An 18,678-nucleotide genomic window follows, 5' to 3' on the forward strand; every position below is an offset into this window, starting at 1 on the left:
GCTACTCAATCTACAAGTAAACAAAGTAAAGCCGGACACAGTTTCATTATCTTGTCCGTATTTTTAACCGCAGGCGCAACAACGCGTCATTTGTGATAAAAACCGCGTTGGATGTTTTTGCCTTCATTTTTTCCGTTTGGGGGCTTGTATTTAATAAATGTGCCGGCATCCAGCTCGCTAAAGGCGCGGGATAGCTCTTCCTGCGTGTTCATAACTATCGGCCCACCCCAGGCCACAGGTTCTTTAAGCGGCCGCCCGGACACTAATATGAACCTCATGTTCCCATCCGGCTTGACTGTAAGCGTATCCGCATTTTTAAAAAGCATCAATTGTTTTCTGGCTATAGGCGTTTCTTCGCACAAGCCATTTCCTTCCAGCACGTAGCAGAACGTGGTATACCCTTTTTTCAGCTTGCGGCTGAAAGGGATTTTGTTCTTAAGCTTTACATCGAAGTATTCCACGTCAACAACCAGATCTTTTACCGGGCCGATACTTCCTTCGTATTCACCGGATATAACCTTAACCTCAATACCGACTTTTCTAACCGACGGAACTTCGCGAGCCGTGATACCGCGGTAACGCGGCTCCATCATTTTGCGTTTGGCCGGAAGGTTAACCCATAGCTGAAGGCCCTGCATCAAGGGCCCGCTTTTACCCTGTTTAGGCATTTCCTGGTGGATTATACCGCTTCCCGCACTCATCCACTGGATATCGCCCGGGCCGATAACACCTGAGTTTCCTATGCTGTCACCGTGCTCAACAACCCCGTCAAGCATGTAAGTTACGGTTTCTATGCCGCGGTGCGGGTGCCAGGGAAAGCCGCGGAGATACTCGTCCGGGTTATCCGAACCGAAATTGTCAAGCAGAAGGAACGGGTCTGTCAGTTCAGTGCTGTCATTTGCAAATACCCTAAACAGCTTGACACCCGCCCCGTCAAAAGTCGAACTACCCGTAATCAACTGTTTTTTCATCCCGGCCTCCAATGCCATAGCCCCTGCTATCACCGTCCATCCTATCAGAAAGGCGACCCCAAGGCAAACAAAGGTTCTCTTTTTAGCAATTAAAATCCCCCAAAGCCTTATTTTAACAACATCCACTTGTTCCTCATATGTTTTTATTATTCTCATAACATCCAAGCTCAGCTGGATTGATTTGTTATACTATTCTTTCTTTTTGAATCCGTTTATTTTGATATGTTTTTCTTGCAACATTGGTATATCTCGTGTTTTGTCGAAAAGTTTTTGTATTTGAAAATCATGATGGTCATATTTACGTTCCAGTTGGCTTATTTTTTGTGCTAAATCCTTATGGGTATATATAAATTCACGAATTTTTATGAATACCCGCATGATTTGAATATTAACATCTATAGCTTTTGTACTATTAAGAACAGATGATAACATAGCTATACCTTCTTGAGTGAACGCATATGGACGTTTTCGCAAGCTCATTTTTATCGCTGCTTTGGAAGTCGCAATTTGCGACTTCCAATTTTCGGCTTCTTCCTTAGTTAATTGAATCATAAAGTCTGAAGGGAATCTTTTTATATTTCGTTTTACTTGCTCATTCAAACGGCGAGTTTCAACACCGTAAAGTTCTGCTAAATCTCTGTCTATCATAACCTTCATATTTCTGATAAGATAAATCTTGTTTTCAATATCAGCTATTGCTATCAATTTTGTCATTACAATTCTCCTGTTGTTTTCAATTCTTTTAGGTGGTCGCAAATTGCGCCCACTTATAGACTCAATCTTTGCCCTAATTAAGTATCGTGTCCCCTGAATTTCAATGCTGTGAAGTCCAAGATCTAATAGGCCAATCATATTGGCTAAAGCCCTTGCTAGTTAATGAAGTTAAAATAATCAATAATACAATTTTCTTTTTCATTGTATTTATGTTTAGAAGTTATTTATTTATCGAATATTGAATAAACTTCCATACCATTGTTTGTAGTCACATAAATGCTTGAGCCATCTTTTGACATTTCAATATTTGGCAACGGATATTTTTGTGAATAGAGCACGTGACCGGGTTCAAAGGATTGTGTTAAAATTCTGTTTCCATCTTTGTCGAACAGTAGGATGGAACTTACTGCATTTAACTTTTCTTTTGTAGGTGAAATTGAGGTTACAAGTATTTTGTTAAAATTAGCATCACTGGATATTTTCGGCCAGAATAAGTCTATTCCAACTTCTCTTTCCCAGTCAGTATTGCCGGTTTTAATATCAAACATGTAAACCTTGCTTCTATCTGCAGCTATTATTTTGGTAGTATCATGTGGAAATAATATTCCCGTATTTCCAATAATCATCTTTTTTTTCCATAAAAATGTTCCAGTCCTGGTATATAAATAGAGGTAAAAGTCCCAAGGTGTAGTTTTTGTGTTATACCCTATTGTTGCTATAAATTCTCCATTATCCGACAAAACAACTTCTCCACCTTTTTCCATTCCTAAATCCCTTCTCCATATTTCATTTCCATCTTTATCAAATAATATTAAAAATGAATTTTGTGACCCGATATTAATAGCCCACAATTTACCATCAGCTGAAAAACCCATTTTACAACTGGTGTGAGGTGCGGGTAAGTTGTCTATACTTTTATATCCATTTATTTTATTGTAAAACTTGATTGGAGACTTTGTGTATTCAGAGCTAGGATAATTGATGGCATAATCTCCGTTAGGGGAAATAGCTATAGACGCATCATCCGGATCAAGAACGCCCCATAAGTATTGCCCATTTTGATCATAAATACTAAATGATGAAGAAGTTGTTTCTTTTTCTATCTGTTTTTTCCTATCTTGCGGATTATTAGGAATGGTACTTGTAGTCTTAATTACCTTACTCTGCCATAAACCAATATACTTTTTATTATACGACAATGAAGTAAGTGTGCCATAGCCATTACCCCTTTTAACCTCTACTTCTTTCATCTTATTACCGTCTTTATCAAAAAATCTTATGGCTTTGTCAGTAATAATAAACTTAGCATAAGGAGTTTTGCCATTGATATTTGACGAAATTGTTCTCGAGCTCAAATTAAGGGAGCTTTTTTGCTGAATGGTACTTTCATCGTCGTCATCCGTACCGAATACTATGTTTTTCATTTTCTCCGTTTCATCAAATCTCTTTTCCCAGACTTTTTCAACTTTTACTCCGGGTACTTTTTTATCAGCCTGCGGTTGAGCGTATGAATTTGCAGTTATACATACAAGAAAAAAACAAGCTAAAATAAAGCTTGATACTATTTCCGATTTAATTCTTTTTAGTTTATTCATTTTTTTAGTTACTCCTTTATCAGTTAGTTGTAATATTTTCAAACTCATTGTTAAGCCATATTCCTTCAGCATAATTTACACTTTCCCGATTTTAATAGGGATATCTTACTTATGTTAGCATTTATATTCCCAATTGTTTTAATGCATTTATTGCATCCTGATTCCCCAATTTCGCTGCTTTATTTAAACCATTAAGCCCTTGTTTTTTGTTTATAGTTTTAAAATAAATCATACCTCTTTCATATAAGGCTTTACTATAACTAGGATTTATTTGCAATGTATTATTAAAATCTTTAATTGCTAATTCATAATTCCCTTTTCTTAAATATGCAATACCACAATTGTAATATTCTAAATGATAATTTGAGATATGGGTTTCTGTGTCAGGCTTCTCTAACTTCACTAACTATTTTGCGTCAATATCTATTCTATTGGCTTGTTCTTCAGCCATGTCCAAACCCGCATCGGACGCGGCAAGCACTTTTTAGGTACTAATGCATCTTAAAACTTCTTTTCCAAAGTTACGTCAATCTATAGATAGATTAAGACTCATTATCGCTAGTTTTTTGTAATTTCTTAACAGCATTATCAAAATCGCTGAGGGAATTCCGGGGACACACACCTTAATTATAGATTCCCGATTACTGATTTCGGTAATGACACCTTTTTTAGTCCTATTGTATCTCAAGGCTTATTTTAACTCTTTAACAGTCCTTTTGCAAACACAGCACAGCATGATAATTTGTACCCGAAATAGCGATAAAAATTGGTTTTTTACGGCTTTGCTCAGCCTTCACACTCCTTAAGATCTTTTTCCAGCTTGGCTATGAGTTCATCTGCAGAGTTAAAGCCCGAGGCTTTAGCCATGGCTTCTACCATGGCCCGGCCCTGGGGAGTGGACAGGGATTTCTTGAAGCCATCTAGAGTGGTTTTAGCCACAGAGCTGGTATCGCCTTTAAAGAGCTGGTTTTTTAGCTCGTTCAGGTTATCTGAGGCGCCGGCAAAGTAGGTGTCGAGCTCTTTGGCCTGCTCTTTTGCCTTTTCAAACTTTGCCTTGAATGCATTTGCAGGTTTTGCCGATTGATCGTTTTGCCACTGTTTGAACGATTCCTCCAGGCCCTTTGCGAGGTCCGGGTACTGGATATCAGCTTTGAAGGTACCTGAAACGCGGAGTTCGTCCCCCTTCCTATATATAAGGAATCCAGACGGGTGTGTTCCGTCAAGATGTGCGGAGTTTGCAGGCTTGCCTGACTGAGTACCGGCGTTTATCATCTTTGTTATTGTATTTTCAAGCTGTTTTACGGAAAGGCCGTCTTTGGCGCACTTCTCTATCATGGTTATCCGGCCTTTGTTGTCCGGAAGGCGCAGTATCTGGTTCAGGTGGGCTATACCAATTATAAATCGATTTATAATTTCCCGGACGTCTTCAGGAAGGCAGGCTACGGCTATATACTGGCTTACATAAGCCTGGGTTTTTCCTATCTTTTGAGCCAGCTGTTCCTGCGTAAGGCTTCCGGCATCCATAGCCCTTTTATAGGACAGGGCGCGTTCAAGGGCAGAGATATCCTCCCTTTCATCGTTCTCTTCAATGGTTAGAATGGCCTTATCCAGTTCGGACAGGCCCGTCCGGACCAGACAGCGGATCTTATCCCAATTGAGCTGCCGCGCTGCAAGGAGCCTGCCGCAGCCAGCCACGACTTCATAGCGGCCGCCCTCTTTTGGTGTTACTACAATGTTCTGAAGCTGGCCTTCCCGTTCCATGCTTTCTGCCAGTTCCTTAAGCTTTTCCGGGCCGTGCAGCCTCATCTGCCCGGGAATGTCCAGAAGCCTTGTTTCCAGCAATGTAAATTCATCGGCCATTGGCAAGCCTCCCTTTTTATCCCGCGAATGAACCTCCCCGCAGCAAGCTGCGGGGTATCAGATGTTAAAATATTATTTCAAGTCACCCTCACCTAAATCCTCTCCCATCAAGGGCGAGGACTTATGAGGTAACCCCGCAGCAAGCTACGGGGAATAGCCAATTTTAAGTTCCGTGTCAGGATTTACTTGCTTTACTTATTTTCGCCGCTCCATTCTATTAATTTGCGTTTCAGTTCTTCTTTTGACGGTAGGTAAAGCTGATATTCTTTTGCGTGAATGTTTGCGCCTTTCGGAAGAGTTATTTCAACCAGGGCTTCACGGTTCTTGCGGCAAAGGATAATGCCGATGGTAGAACTTTCCTCTTTTGTTTTTACGTGGCGGTCAAAATAATTTACATACATCTGCATTTGGCCCAGATCCTGATGTGTCAGCTTTCCTATTTTTAAATCTATCAGTACATAACCGTTAAGCAGCCTGTTATAAAACACTAAATCAACAAAAAAGTGGTCTTCATCAAAAGTAAACCGCTTTTGGCGAGCCTCAAAAAGAAACCCTTTGCCCAGTTCTAGAAGAAAATGTTCAAGTTTATCAATAATTGCAGATTCTAAATCAGATTCGGAAAACTTTGCTTTCTCATCAATCCCGAGGAATTCCAACACATAAGGTTGTTTAAGCAAATCTTCAGGCTTTGCAACAATCTGTCCTTCTTTTGCCAATTTTCGTATACCTTCTTTATTGCGGCTTAACGCCAGGCGTTCATACAAGCCGGAATTGAACTGACGTTCCAGCTCCGGCAATGTCCAATTATTGTTTGCAGCTTCTATTTCGTAAAAATTGCGGGTATCTTTATCTTTTATTCCCATAAGAAAAACATATTGAGACCAGCTTAAGATAAATTTTAAAGATATTGTCTTGTATTTGATTAATTTTGCAGACAGTGCTTGCGTTTTTTGCAATTTGCCAGATAACATCTGGCTTTTTTGATTATTTGCGAATTGGTCAGATGGCATCTGACCAATTCGATTGCCATAAACAAGATAAAACTGGCGCATCAATTTAAGGTTTGTTTTTGAATAGCCACGCCCAAACTCCAGAGTTAATTTATCTGATAACACTGTAAGTGTTTTTTCGCCATATTCAGCGCGTATTTTCCCCTGTTGTTCATAATTTATGATCCTACGGCCAATCTCAAAATTTGCAATAACCTGAATACTATCAACATTTCTTACAACAGCTTTTCTTGCCGAAAGAATTAACTCGCGAATTTCCCTAAATAATGCTGCACTATCTGAAGTATTGCGTTTGCCAGGTTTTATTTGTTCCTTCATAATTTCCCCTTGATTTCCTTTAGAATTTCAGAGCTTTCTTCATCCAGCTTTTTCATCTCTTCCAAAATAACTTTTACAGAATCGGTTTATGGCTTTACTTGCTTTGCAACAGCTATTTTATCTCTTTATAACGATTTTTGCAATTTAACTACAACTCCCATTAATAAATTTGAAAAAATGACATTTGTAAGGAAAATAACCTACTTTGTGAGGTTTTATGGATAAAATCGAAGTTTCAATCTGAGGAAAATACTTACATTAAGCGATTCTTGGCTGGGATCACCCCACTCTTCCTTGTGGTCTTTTCAGGAAGGGCGGGGATCATATCATGATTTCCAGTTTAGGTTTAATTATTTTATCAACTCTGCAAATCTTTGCATATTTGATGATTTCCGTTGGAGATATGTGCTTTTCATTTACTGCTATTTTTAGCGCTTCTTGAGCAACATCAAAGCCTATTTTATTACGAAATTTGTAACAGTCGGCTACTGTTTTTGCAAGGCTGTATATCTTTACTTTATGACCCACCCTGCATTACCTTCTTGCAGCACATTTTCAATCATTTTGTAAAGATTTGCCTTTCCAAAGATTTTTCTAAATTGTTTAAATATAAACTAATTTCTATTTACTTTGCTCTTCTTCTGTTTCAAACAAATCCTCTTCTTCAACAGGCAAGAACCATTTTTGGGCAATAAACGTAGGAATTACAGCGCTAGCAACAACAACCCCTACTAATATTGAATATTGCGATTGATCAATAATCCCTAATGATAACCCAAAAATACTTGAAATCGTACCGAATGTCAGGCCCGTGCTCATTAGCAAAGTTGTATACATGCTACCCTGTGGGATATACTTTTTTGCAAGAAAATATACTCCGATAAATTTTGTCGCTATTTTCAGGACAAAGAATAATACAAATAGCCACAAGCCTGAGAGAATCATCGGTATTGAGATATAAAGGCCTCCAACAATGAAAAATACGGGTGTAATAATAGCGTACGAAACGGTTCGTAGCCGGTTTCGTACGACTTTTTCTTCTGAAGTTTCACTGAAATGTTTTGACATAAGAAGGCCAAGTAAAAATGCAGGCAATACGGCATGCCCCTTCCCCATCTTTGCGAAAAACATAAAAATCAAAAGCAGAAGAAAAATATACTTTATTTCAGGCTCTATTACTTTATTCTTAATTTTCGGATGCCCAAAAATTAAATGCGAATATTTGGAGGCAATTATTATCACTATAACCGAGACTATCACAAAAATTAGTGTGTATAAAGTCGGTTTAAGAAATAGAATGCTGAGAGCCAGGGCAGTCCCCATATCTGTAATGAACGTTGAAGCCATTAAAAGTTTGCCAACATAAGTTTTGGACAATCCTGTTTCAACCAAGACCGAATATACAACCGCAAGAGAAGTAGTTGATAATGCCGTTCCGGCAATCAATGAAGCCTGAAGTGTCCAATGAGAAACATAAAATGCATATAAAAACACACCAACAAACGGAAATAGGAACGAACAGCTTCCGATAAGAAAGCTTTCTTTGAATTTTTCTTTCATAAGTTGTGTGTCTATCTCTGTACCGGCTAGAAATGTTAATACTATACCGCCAAAACCAGCAAGATACATCATCCAGCCTTCAGATTTTAAGCCAAAGTAACCGGCAATTATGCCCATCAATATTTCAATAATTGCAACAGAGAGTTTTAACTTCAAAGATAATAAACTTGCCGAAAATACTAAAATACCAACGATTAGCGGGGCAAGATCAGAATTCATTATTTCCTCCAAAAATAAAAATACCCCTACCGCAATCGGTAGAGGTCATCAACCCGGAACTTCAAGGTGGTTATACGGCGAACCTCATCGCCTTATTTTTGTTTAAATATATCAAAACCACAAAACTAAGTCAATTTTTTGTTATCATTATTCAAATAAGTTAATTATACTCCATTCCTTATAAACCCGATTTATTTATCTTTAGCAGACGCCTGTTCTAGGGTAACTACAATCAAATAAACAGATGGAATGAGAAATACTGCCCATAAAATAAGCACAGCCGGGACACTTTTAAAATAATCCGCCCAGTAACTGCCAATAAGAATTCCAAAAGCTATCAATGATGTTTTCAACAGCCCGAATTGCCACCAATGCAGAGAATAATCCTGAAACATTTTCATACAAAACACCTCCTATTTTAAAGAAAATATAATGAAATATATTGTCATTATTATCAATCCTAAAGGCACTCCGAATTTTGCCCATTCTTTGCTTTTTATGTTAAGCCGACCGGCTGCAATTATGTTCGGCACATTGCCTGGAATAAGCATACCTCCGGATATTAGAAGCCCCATAAGTATATATTGAATTTGCCCTAAACTCATTTTAGGGCTTACTTCAGCGGCAGTTAATGTTGCATTGTCCAATACAGCTGAAATAGTATTTATCCAGTAAAGAATAGGGCTTGGAAGAGTTATTATATAAGCATCTATTATAGGCTTAAACCCTGTGCCAAGATATACCAGGGCCATAATAAATATGTAAACCCTTCCTGCGTAACCGAAAACATCTTTGATACTGCTCTTTTTCTCTTCAGAAAGGCTATTTTCGTTTGAATCTTCCTTAATCGATGGTTCAATTAAGGCACCAAACAAACCTAATCCAAGGATACCTGGCAAAATATAGAGTCCAAGTGTCCTGAAAAGAAAAAAGAAATCTGCATTATACGGCTCACCTTTAAGCTTTGCTATCGCTATTGTTGATAATGGCTCACCTATAGGGGTAAGAACTGCACCAAGCCCAATAGAAAAACAGCCGAGTATGACAAGCTTTATTTCATATTCTTTATTTAATTTTAATGCATTGACAACTTCAACAAGGATTATAGATGACATAATAGCCGTAATAATGCTTGAAAACAATCCGAGTGCTATAACTAAAACAAAACTAAACCATTTTGAGCCGATTCTGCGCTCAACATTAACGATATATGCTGTTATCTTGTCCCTGAAGAAATACATTAAAAAACCAAAGACTATTACAGCAATTGTTATCATTACCGGCTCAACCATGGATTCCTTAAATAGATGTATTGACCATACAGGCGCAACACCCCATATATGAGAACAGGTTACAGACGCTATTCCCATAATAAAAAGGAACACTTCCAGGTTCCTTTCAACCTTACCAATCGCAATTGGTAAGGCAAGCACAAGAAATAATATTACGAAGAGACTTATTTCAAGCATTGGCTCTCAATATAATTTACTTTTACATATCCTAAATTATCAATGTGGCTATTATAGTCACCTGGCTGTGTATTTTTATTTTCCATTTTTCTTATTTTTTTCTTCTCGTTCCTTTCTCTCATTATCCCTTGAATTCTTTATCCCATAAAGAATTACAGCGATAAATCCAATACCACCAATTATTGCGACGATGTAATCATTCTGCCAATGCATTGTTAATCCCTCCTTTTTATGAATTTTTTATGATTTTCATCCCAATCATAAAAGTAAAAAATGTAAAAAACAACTGTCAAAACAACTGTCATTACAATTATTACGATCAAATCAAACGCGCTCGTTCCCAGAGTCATTTTCTGCCTCACAAATAAACTGTATCCTGATTTTGACCCAACGATAAGAACAACAACATATAGTCTTTTAGGTGGCGAGTTAACAGGAAATTGTTTTTTATATGCTGCTTTCCGTTTTCTCCAAGCCGTAGTGCGTATTTTGGATGGTTTAATAATTGTTTTAAGGCAAATGCTGTTCCTTCTACGGAATATGTCAGCATTCCGGAATATCTGTTCGTAATTTGAAGAGGGATACCGCCAACATTTCCAGCAACCACAGGTTTTGCTTTCCATAACGCTTCTGCTATGGTCAAACCGAAGCCTTCTTTTAATGATTTTTGAAGTATTACATCAGATGCCCTTTGCAGCGCATTTACTACTATATCATCCTGCGGTAAAAGCAGGATATGAATATCGGGGTCACCCTTCGACTGTTCTTTTACTTCTTCCAAAACAGCAATACCTTCGGGATCATCGCTAGCCCCGCCCCCTGCAAGAATAAGCCTGCAATCAATATATTTCCTTACAAGCTTATACGCCTCTATTACCCCTAACGGATCTTTTAATCTGTCAAAACGGGAAATTTGAGTTATTATGGGTTTATCTTTGGGTATTGAATACTTTTCTAATACCGAATCAATAACCTCCTGTGGTAGTTCCTTATTCTTATCACTTAAAGGGTCGATCGAAGGAGGTATGAGGAACTGCCTTATAGGCAGTACCTGTGAAAATTTCTGTGCTGAAAAAACAGAAGCATCGTAATCTTTAATAAAACCCATTAAGAAATCCCAAACCTGTCTATTTGGATCGGACACATCGACATGGCACCGCCATATCCATTTATTTCCAGCCTTCTTTTTTACAAGGGCTATTGGCTGAGGGTCATGAACAAATACTATATCGCCGTCAGTATTTAATTCATTAATATTTCTCTGGCTTGTTTCCATAAAAACATCAAAATCACTCTTCTTTATTTCTTCCTGCTTACCATGCAGGGCGTTATGGAATCTCTTTGTTACTTCATAATACTGGGTTCCGCCTTTTACTATATCCCATTTAGACTTAACACCCAATTCATTTAAAAGCGGTACCATGCGGTTCAGTATCTCCGCTACACCGCCGCCTACAGAAGTAGAGTTTATATGCTGGATAACCCTGCCTTTAAGCTTTCCCGCGAGAGTTCTTAAGTCATCTATTACTGCCTGCCCTACTATAGGAATATATTCATCGATCTTAGCCATTTTAAGTTATCCTTCTGTATACTATTTTGATTATGATTTTTCTTAAATCATCTAAAGCATATGTATAAGGGTCTAGTTTAGCGATCTCTTTTGCCAATTCAGCGTCGCCTATTGAGCTCTCAATCCAATTAGAAAAATCATTGCTTTCCCTTTCAAGCCTCAACCGTGCTTCAAACATATGGAAATATATTGAATTATTGCTTACTTTCTCTAAGGCTGTTTTAAATTCCGACAAGTCATTAGCGGTATAAGCTGTCGGAACGACAAAACTTATTGATTTATTAAAATAGAACTCCTTCCCAGCGCTGGCAAACCTCAAACTGCACGAAGGACATTTATTTCTGTATTCTTCTATAACAGCAATGATCCTATCCCTTAACCCACGGATAGTGCCAAACTGCACAATGTCTATGCTTGCAAGTTTTTCCGCAAGTTCATCTTCACCCAAGGCATATGAAATCCAATACGCAAAATCATTCGGCGGCTCGGGAGACAGATACTCGTGCTGCTGCAAAAACCTGTGCGTATGATGATAAATGGAAGAGCCCGGCACTTCCTTCAGTAAAGCAAGCAATTCTTCAATATTATGGGCTTTAAGCCCCGTCAACTCTGAGAGGTTAAACCTTGTATAAAATGTAAATTGTTCTTTTGCTTTTAACAATTCGCTCATAAACCACCCCTTAACAATTCGGAAATTTTATTCCTGATAATTGGCACGAATGGCGTAGGGACGCTGAAATTCTCCAAACCCAGCTTGAGTAAATCTTTTGTGTAATTAACATCGGATGCCATATCACCGCAGAGAACACATTCTTTGCCTTTATTATTACACGCCTTAATTACTCTTTCTATGTATTCCATAACCATTTCTGATCCGGCTTCGTAGTAGCTGGAAACCGATGAATTTTCACGTCCGGATGCTGTAGTATATTGTATAAGGTCATTTGTGCCTATGCTTACAAAATCTGCATGATTTAGTATCTCGTCAATTTTTAACACAGCAGCAGGAACTTCTATCATAGCGCCTAAAAGTATGTTTTCGTTAAAAGGAATATTTCCCAGCTTTAACAGGTTTTTGCATTCATTCAATTTCTGCCTTACCTTCAAAACATCATCAGGAATTGTAACCATAGGAATTAGTATTTTAAGTTTATACTTAGCGCTTAGTTTTAGAAATACTCTTAACTCTGTTTCTAATACCTGCGGGTAGCCGAGCAGCATCCTGACTCCCCGCAGTCCCAGCGACGAGTTCTGTTCTGTACCAAAGGAAAGGTAAGGAATGGTTTTATCGTTATTAATATCAAGCAGGCGGGCTGTTATCTCGGACCCTTTTAGTCCTGAAAAACATTTATCTAATGCATCATATAATTGTGTCTCACTTGGAAGCGTTTTGTGCTGCATATACAACTGCTCCAGCCTGAATAACCCTATTGCGCTGCTTCCATATTCTAATGATTTGACCACTTCTTCGCGGGAATTTACATTAGACAAAACTTTTATTATTTTATTATCCTTCTTTAATTCAATGTTTTTATTGCGACTTATATAATTCTTCCATTCTGATTCCTTTTGCTTAATTATTGCTTTAAGCGAAGATATCTCGTGCTTGTCAGGATTAATAACTATCTCGCCGGAATCAGCATTTAAGATAGCGGGTTGTCCCGATGGAATATCTTCTAAATCATAATCAAACTGGCATATATAAGGTATCCTCATGCTTTTGGCAAGAAGCGCTGCATGTGAACTCTTGCTGCCTTCCTCTGTAAGCATCCCGACCACATTTCTACGTTTCATATATACTGTATCAGAAGGCAACAGCCTCTTGGATATAACAATTGTATTTTCAGGCAGTTGTTCTATGATATTCTTATCTATTCCCATAAGATAGCGCAAGACCCTTTTGCTAAGATCTAATATGTCATCGCCTCTTTCTTTAATAATATCACTACCAGATTCCCTGAACCTGCCTTCCCATTTTTTAAATACACCTTTAACAACATTTTCTGCATTAACCATTCTTAATTTTAAGTCTGTTTTTAGCTCATCTATAAGCTTTTGGTCATTAAGCACAAGCCAATGGAAATCAAAAAGATCAGAAAACTCCTTACCTATATGGTTTTTCATCTCTTTTCCCATTTCTTCAATATCATCTTTTACAAAGCCAAGAGCTTTTTGTATACGGTTAAATTCTGGTTCAACTTCATCTACGCTTATCTCGCGGTATTCTATATCTCTTTCAAGAATATCTTTATAAACATAAATATTACCTATAGATAAACCCGGAGAGATAGGAATACCTCTAATAACCAGCCTGATATTTTTATCCTTTTTATCGACAATGTTACAATTGTCTTTTTTTGTTTCTTCATGTTCGCTTATATTTTTTTCTTCATAAACATAAATTCTGTTCTTGCCCAGCCTTTTTGCCATATATACTGCTTTATCTGCTGCTTCTAAAGTTTCTGAAATACTCTTCAAATTGTCCATATTAAATGATGCAACACCAATGCTTACAGATACGCGTATATTGTCACTTCCAATTTCCTTGGGTTTTATATTTATCTTTCGGATATTTTCAATTATCTTTCTTGAAAATAATCCGGCTTCATTTTCCGAAGTGTTAGGCGCAAGCACTACGAATTCGTCGCCGCCGAATCTGTAGGCAGTATCAATAACCCTGACGTTTTTCTTTAGTACTTCACCGACTTTCAATATTACCTCATCACCAGTCAAATGCCCGTATGTATCATTTATCTGTTTCAACTCATCAATGTCCATAAATAACAATGAAAAATATGACCCGTATCTTCTCGCCCTCTCAATTTCTCTGTTCAATTCGTGAAAAAGAAGTTTCTTGTCATATATGTTTGTTTTATCATCTTCAATAGCAGCTCTTGCAAACGAAAGTATCTTGTCCTCTTCCATTATAAGCGGTTTTTTTAGGGTTCCTTTTATATTGGTCAAATAATCAAGAGACGCCACCTGTATACCGATGTTTCTATTAAGCACGGAAGATAGCATCTTCTGATGAGCGATTATTGAATTAAACTTCTTTTTTGCTTCTTCTTCATCTGATGTTATCTCATGTGTAAGCACATAGATAAACTCAATATATATCTTATTGCCTAATTCTTTTTTAAAACGGTTTAGCTTTTCTATCTGCTGGCTAGTTCCGTTTTTTTCGCCGGCAAATATTTCTATAAAATCCAGGTCAATTTTCTTTTCTTTGATAAACTTTGCCTCTTCTTCAAGGCAATCTGCTTTTCTTATGTGGACCATAAGCACCTCCACACATCATATTCTTAACTGATTTAAGAAATGCAAAAACTTCGTCAGGGTTTTTAAGCTGGTAATCAGCATGAGAACTGCCTTTCTCACCCACAAATACGGTTATTCCTATGTTTTTCAAGGCCATAAAAGCATCTTCATCAGTTAAATCATCGCCTAAACATATAGGGATTACCGAAGTGTCTGAAGCGTACTTTGATAAAATCCGTAAAACAGCGGTTCCTTTGTTCAGTTCAATGCTGGGCCTGATTTCATAACACATTTTCCCAAGCCAAATCCTAAGTTTCCCGTTTTTTACAGGTTTTTTTAACAGCTGATTGAATATTGCATTTAATTGCGGCATATCCTTCTCATTAACCATGCGGTAATGCAGGGTAACCGCAAGTTTTTTGTCTTCTACTAATACTCCTTTGATTATTGATAGTTTGTCTTTAAGTTCGGACTTCATGGCTATCAATAGCTTCTTAACATCCGGCGCAATTTCCGCTTTATATATAAAATCCGGCCCCTCTATCTCAAGCCCGTGATTGCCTACATAAGTTATATTTTGTAAACCCGCCATTTTTTTAACATCATTTAAATATCTTCCCGAAATTATAACGATCTTAACATGTGGCAACTTTGCCAGCGCACTCAAAAGGCTTTTTACTTTTCCCGGTAAAACCGCCTTTTTGGGAGTATCCGCTAAAGAAACGAGCGTGCCGTCGTAATCCAAGAACAGCACCACGCTCTTGTTTTTCATTAATTTTAGGACTTCTTTTTCGTTCTCAAGCAATGATTTCATTTCAATTCCGCCTTTTCCTGTATGTAATTGATAGCCCGTATAGGATACGGGATAGTAATATTTTCCTCTTTATATTTTTCATGGAGTTTCTTTACAAATTCGTGCTTTATCAGGTATTGATCCACAAACTCCTTTACCCGCAAGATGACCGTGAACTGTATGCTTGAATCACCAAAAGTATGATAACGGATAAACGGCTCAAATTCAGGAACGCCGCCGTTTACGGTTTTCATTATTTCCTTGGCCGTTTCGCAAGTAATCCTTTCAACCTTATTTAGGTCGCTGTTATAATGAACTCCCAGATTTATTAGAACTGCCATTTCTTTATCAGGCATATGATAATTCGTTATTATTGTTTTCGTAAGTTTATCATTCGGGATAAGTATGAGGTTATTCGCCAGCATTCTTACTTTTGTAGTCCGCCAGTTTATATCAGCCACGTATCCTTCTTCGCCTGTTTCGAGTTTAATGTAATCTCCGACCCTTACCTGATTGGAAACAATAATATAAAACCCTGCGAATAGATTGGATAAAGTATCCTGTAAAGCCAGAGCTATCGCTAACCCGCCCACGCCTAATGTTGCAAGGAAAGGGGTTATTGAAACACCCATGGTATGCAAAATTACTATAGCCCCGATGCTAAAAACGGCAATTTTTGTAAGGTTATGAGTAAGGCTTGCCATGCCGGAGGCTTTCTCAATACCTTTGGACGCTAACGATATCAGTTTCGTTAATATATTTGATAATACGAACGTTATAGATGTTATTGCGAGTATTACAATAGCTTTTCCTGCTATCGTAATAAGTTCATTATTCATTGGAGCATATTTAACTGAAAAATATAAGCTAAGCATTACACACCACAATAAAGAAGGCTTTTTAAGGGCAGCAATTACAATATCATCTATCTCAGTTTTAGTTGATTTTGCCCAACCAGACAGGTATTTGAAAAATATATTTCGCAGAGCCACACCCGTAATAAATACCCCTACGAATACCCCCGCGGCAAACAGTATCCCGTCTCCTTTTAAAATATTCATAATCATAAAATTCCCCTATTTTTTTAATCCCGTCAAATCGTTAATAATTGCACCTGCCCATTTGAAAACATTGTTCTCTTTTACAATATTGTGCATATTCTTCATACGTTTAACTTTTTCTTCTTTTGGCATCTCAACAGCAAACCTTATTGCATCGGCAAATTTATCTATTGAATACGGGTTAATCTGTATGGCATCTGCAAGCTCCCTTGCAGCTCCGGTAAAACAACTTAAAATCAAGCTTCCGTTATAGTCGGTTTTGGAGGCGATATATTCTTTAGCCACCAGGTTCATGCCGTCATGCAAAGAACTGACCAGGCAGAAATCTGCCATAGCATAATACGGCTTTATCTCATCGCTTGAAAAATGCTGCTTTAAATAGATTATCGGTTTCCAGCCGTTATCTGAATACTTCCAGTTTATCCTTTCTACCACCTCATCAATCTCGCCCATCAATTCATGATATTTCTTAATATGTGTCCGGGATGGCGCGGCAAGCTGAATATACACTATCTTTTTTCTATATTCCGGATACTTTTCAAGCAGTTTTTCTATTGCCAACATCCTTTCAACAAGCCCTTTTGTGTAATCAATCCTTTCAACACCTATGCCGATTATTTTATCTTCCAAATCGTATTCTTTTTTTATGTCGTTTACAGATTGAGCAGTTTCTTTCGAGCCTGCATATGTATTTGTATCAACACTTATAGGAAAAGCCCGTATCAATGTTTCCTTATTATTTCTTACAACGCTGAACTTCTCTGTATCAATCCTGCTTTCAAGAAGGCGGTTACAGGTATCTATAAAATTGTTGCAGTGGTATTGAACATGAAAACCTATCAAATCGCAGCCAAGCATCCCGTCAAGTATTTCTTCCTGGTACGGACATATTGAAAACACTTCAGGGTTAGGCCACGGTATATGCCAGAACATCGCAACTATAGCGTCCGGCCGTTTTTCCTTGATTAATTTGGGAAGCAGCGTAAAATGGTAGTCCTGAATAAATACAAAAGGTGTTTTTGAAGGCAGTTCCTCCAAAATGCTCTCGGCAAACTTCTCGTTGACCTTTTTATAAACCTCCCAATCCGTCTGCCTGAAAGTAGGCCTCGTATATGTTATATGGCAAAGAGGCCACAAACCTTCGTTTGAAAAACCAAGATAGTACCCGTTTTCTTCTTCCTTTGAAAGCCATATTCTTTTTAGTATATAATGAATATCCTGCGGAGGTACTCCCAGTTTATCTTTAGAATTCACAAACTTTCTATCAGCCTGGCCGCTGCCCTGAGCTATCCACATCCCGCCGCAGGCTTTTAGTATAGGATCGAGGGCCGTAACCACACCGCTTGCAGGCCTTATACATTTAGGCTGGTTTGTATCTTCATCTAAAACATGCATATATGGTTCCCTGTTTGAAACCACAAAAAACGAGTTTTCCCCGAGTTTTGCATGAACCAGGTTTTTAAGTTTTGTTTCATCCCAGAGTTCAGCCTTATTTAAATTTCGTAATGCTTCAGTTGAAAGGGATTTCCTTGCTACCCGCAGCCCCAAAGCTACTTGTTCCACTTCGCTTGCGAATTTCCCGAAATCATCAATATCTTTAATCTTAAACTGGTCATCAATATCGCCTTTCTGGAAAAGTTGGAACCATTCTGTAAGCCGCCTTAAAGGTAGCGTAAATATCTGTCTTTGCAGGATTAAAATGACTATCACAATAGCAATTATAAGCCCAAAAAGAGTTATACTGGTCCTTCGCCATAACTCTGTTAACGTATTATTAATATAGGAAGTATCATATATTACTTTTAATACACCTAAAACCTCATTATTATCGTTTCTAACCGGGAATATGTAACTGTACAAGGAATACTCTTTATGCTTTTCCGTTTCATCAGCCGGCTCACCTTTGATAATAGATATCTTTATCAGCCCTTTCTCATCTTTGCCAAGAAATTCAACTACCTTTTCAGTAACAGCTAATACTTTCATATCCCTACTGTAAAAAACGCAACCTTGCAGGCGTTCTCTTTTCTGGAATATATCCGCAAGGCGCTGAGCGGTCTTAACATCATTTTTTATAAAAATATCTCTTGCCGATAGTTCCATACTTTCAGCAACATTTTTAGCTTTCCGTTTCAGGTCGTCATAAAGCCTTTCTTCCTGAAAACGCACCTGCAAAAATCCAAAAACAGCGAATACGCCCGCAATTATCACAAGAATCGGCAATGTAAACAATAGAATTCTTTTCATTGAACCTCACAACGGGCCCGGCCGGCGGCCCGG

The 18,678-nt window shown here is 37.9% G+C and carries 17 protein-coding genes; all 17 read right to left on the minus strand.

Features of this window, described 5'->3' with window-relative positions; genetic code table 11:
* Positions 1-86 precede the first annotated feature (86 nt).
* Positions 87-1,127 (minus strand): pirin family protein, encoded by a 1,041-nt coding sequence (locus LHV68_11990; protein ID MCB4792588.1) that lies wholly within the window; start codon positions 1,125-1,127, stop codon positions 87-89.
* A gap of 33 nt (positions 1,128-1,160) precedes the next feature.
* Positions 1,161-1,685, minus strand: coding sequence for an ORF6N domain-containing protein (locus tag LHV68_11995; GenBank protein ID MCB4792589.1), 525 nt, complete (start codon positions 1,683-1,685; stop codon positions 1,161-1,163).
* A 224-nt stretch (positions 1,686-1,909) separates the two neighbouring features.
* Positions 1,910-3,280: a PQQ-like beta-propeller repeat protein gene (locus tag LHV68_12000; GenBank protein ID MCB4792590.1), complete on the minus strand. Its 1,371-nt coding sequence runs from the start codon at positions 3,278-3,280 to the stop codon at positions 1,910-1,912.
* 121 nt (positions 3,281-3,401) lie between these two features.
* Positions 3,402-3,683, minus strand: a complete 282-nt coding sequence (locus tag LHV68_12005) for a tetratricopeptide repeat protein (protein MCB4792591.1) — start codon at positions 3,681-3,683, stop codon at positions 3,402-3,404.
* A 383-nt stretch (positions 3,684-4,066) separates the two neighbouring features.
* Positions 4,067-5,140 (minus strand): ParB/RepB/Spo0J family partition protein, encoded by a 1,074-nt coding sequence (locus tag LHV68_12010; GenBank protein MCB4792592.1) that lies wholly within the window; start codon positions 5,138-5,140, stop codon positions 4,067-4,069.
* A 191-nt stretch (positions 5,141-5,331) separates the two neighbouring features.
* Entirely contained in the window at positions 5,332-6,468 is a 1,137-nt protein-coding gene (locus tag LHV68_12015; protein MCB4792593.1) for a PDDEXK nuclease domain-containing protein, read from the minus strand.
* 321 nt (positions 6,469-6,789) lie between these two features.
* Entirely contained in the window at positions 6,790-6,996 is a 207-nt protein-coding gene (locus tag LHV68_12020) for a hypothetical protein (GenBank protein ID MCB4792594.1), read from the minus strand.
* A 93-nt stretch (positions 6,997-7,089) separates the two neighbouring features.
* Entirely contained in the window at positions 7,090-8,247 is a 1,158-nt protein-coding gene (locus tag LHV68_12025; GenBank protein ID MCB4792595.1) for a cation:proton antiporter, read from the minus strand.
* A gap of 191 nt (positions 8,248-8,438) precedes the next feature.
* Positions 8,439-8,648: a hypothetical protein gene (locus LHV68_12030; protein MCB4792596.1), complete on the minus strand. Its 210-nt coding sequence runs from the start codon at positions 8,646-8,648 to the stop codon at positions 8,439-8,441.
* Positions 8,649-8,660: 12 nt separating this feature from the next.
* Positions 8,661-9,716, minus strand: a complete 1,056-nt coding sequence (locus LHV68_12035; GenBank protein ID MCB4792597.1) for a DUF1646 domain-containing protein — start codon at positions 9,714-9,716, stop codon at positions 8,661-8,663.
* 75 nt (positions 9,717-9,791) lie between these two features.
* On the minus strand, positions 9,792-9,929 hold the full coding sequence (locus LHV68_12040; protein ID MCB4792598.1) for a hypothetical protein: 138 nt from the start codon (positions 9,927-9,929) through the stop codon (positions 9,792-9,794).
* Between the two features lie 145 nt (positions 9,930-10,074).
* Complete coding sequence (locus LHV68_12045) at positions 10,075-11,286, minus strand: glycosyltransferase (GenBank protein ID MCB4792599.1); 1,212 nt, start codon at positions 11,284-11,286, stop codon at positions 10,075-10,077.
* Between the two features lies 1 nt (position 11,287).
* Positions 11,288-11,956 carry a DUF5752 family protein gene (locus tag LHV68_12050; GenBank protein MCB4792600.1) on the minus strand — a complete coding sequence of 223 codons (669 nt, stop codon included), beginning with the start codon at positions 11,954-11,956 and terminating at the stop codon, positions 11,288-11,290.
* Positions 11,953-14,565, minus strand: a complete 2,613-nt coding sequence (gene ptsP / locus LHV68_12055) for a phosphoenolpyruvate--protein phosphotransferase (GenBank protein MCB4792601.1) — start codon at positions 14,563-14,565, stop codon at positions 11,953-11,955. The genes LHV68_12050 and ptsP overlap by 4 nt, the downstream gene beginning before the upstream one ends.
* Positions 14,534-15,358, minus strand: coding sequence for a trehalose-phosphatase (gene otsB, locus LHV68_12060; protein MCB4792602.1), 825 nt, complete (start codon positions 15,356-15,358; stop codon positions 14,534-14,536). Before otsB ends, ptsP begins: the two co-directional genes overlap by 32 nt.
* Entirely contained in the window at positions 15,355-16,404 is a 1,050-nt protein-coding gene (locus LHV68_12065) for a mechanosensitive ion channel family protein (protein MCB4792603.1), read from the minus strand. The genes otsB and LHV68_12065 overlap by 4 nt, the downstream gene beginning before the upstream one ends.
* Before the next feature lie 9 nt (positions 16,405-16,413).
* The gene (locus tag LHV68_12070) at positions 16,414-18,645 is read right to left on the minus strand and encodes a trehalose-6-phosphate synthase (GenBank protein MCB4792604.1); all 2,232 of its coding nucleotides are present in this window, start codon (positions 18,643-18,645) and stop codon (positions 16,414-16,416) included.
* Positions 18,646-18,678 lie beyond the last annotated feature (33 nt).

Origin of the sequence: Candidatus Liberimonas magnetica (assembly GCA_020523885.1) — a bacterium.
Classification (GTDB): Bacteria; Elusimicrobiota; Endomicrobiia; order Endomicrobiales; family JAFGIL01; genus Liberimonas; species Liberimonas magnetica.

Coding starts and splice junctions, on each gene's coding strand:
- ptsP (MCB4792601.1), bottom strand. CDS start 14,565: ATGGTCCACATAAGAAAAGCAGATTGCCTTGAAGAAGAGGCAAAGTTT.
- LHV68_12015 (MCB4792593.1), bottom strand. CDS start 6,468: ATGAAGGAACAAATAAAACCTGGCAAACGCAATACTTCAGATAGTGCA.
- LHV68_12040 (MCB4792598.1), bottom strand. CDS start 9,929: ATGCATTGGCAGAATGATTACATCGTCGCAATAATTGGTGGTATTGGA.
- LHV68_12035 (MCB4792597.1), bottom strand. CDS start 9,716: ATGCTTGAAATAAGTCTCTTCGTAATATTATTTCTTGTGCTTGCCTTA.
- LHV68_12025 (MCB4792595.1), bottom strand. CDS start 8,247: ATGAATTCTGATCTTGCCCCGCTAATCGTTGGTATTTTAGTATTTTCG.
- otsB (MCB4792602.1), bottom strand. CDS start 15,358: ATGAAATCATTGCTTGAGAACGAAAAAGAAGTCCTAAAATTAATGAAA.
- LHV68_12010 (MCB4792592.1), bottom strand. CDS start 5,140: ATGGCCGATGAATTTACATTGCTGGAAACAAGGCTTCTGGACATTCCC.
- LHV68_12030 (MCB4792596.1), bottom strand. CDS start 8,648: ATGAAAATGTTTCAGGATTATTCTCTGCATTGGTGGCAATTCGGGCTG.
- LHV68_11995 (MCB4792589.1), bottom strand. CDS start 1,685: ATGACAAAATTGATAGCAATAGCTGATATTGAAAACAAGATTTATCTT.
- LHV68_12000 (MCB4792590.1), bottom strand. CDS start 3,280: ATGAATAAACTAAAAAGAATTAAATCGGAAATAGTATCAAGCTTTATT.
- LHV68_12045 (MCB4792599.1), bottom strand. CDS start 11,286: ATGGCTAAGATCGATGAATATATTCCTATAGTAGGGCAGGCAGTAATA.
- LHV68_12050 (MCB4792600.1), bottom strand. CDS start 11,956: ATGAGCGAATTGTTAAAAGCAAAAGAACAATTTACATTTTATACAAGG.
- LHV68_12065 (MCB4792603.1), bottom strand. CDS start 16,404: ATGATTATGAATATTTTAAAAGGAGACGGGATACTGTTTGCCGCGGGG.
- LHV68_11990 (MCB4792588.1), bottom strand. CDS start 1,127: ATGAGAATAATAAAAACATATGAGGAACAAGTGGATGTTGTTAAAATA.
- LHV68_12070 (MCB4792604.1), bottom strand. CDS start 18,645: ATGAAAAGAATTCTATTGTTTACATTGCCGATTCTTGTGATAATTGCG.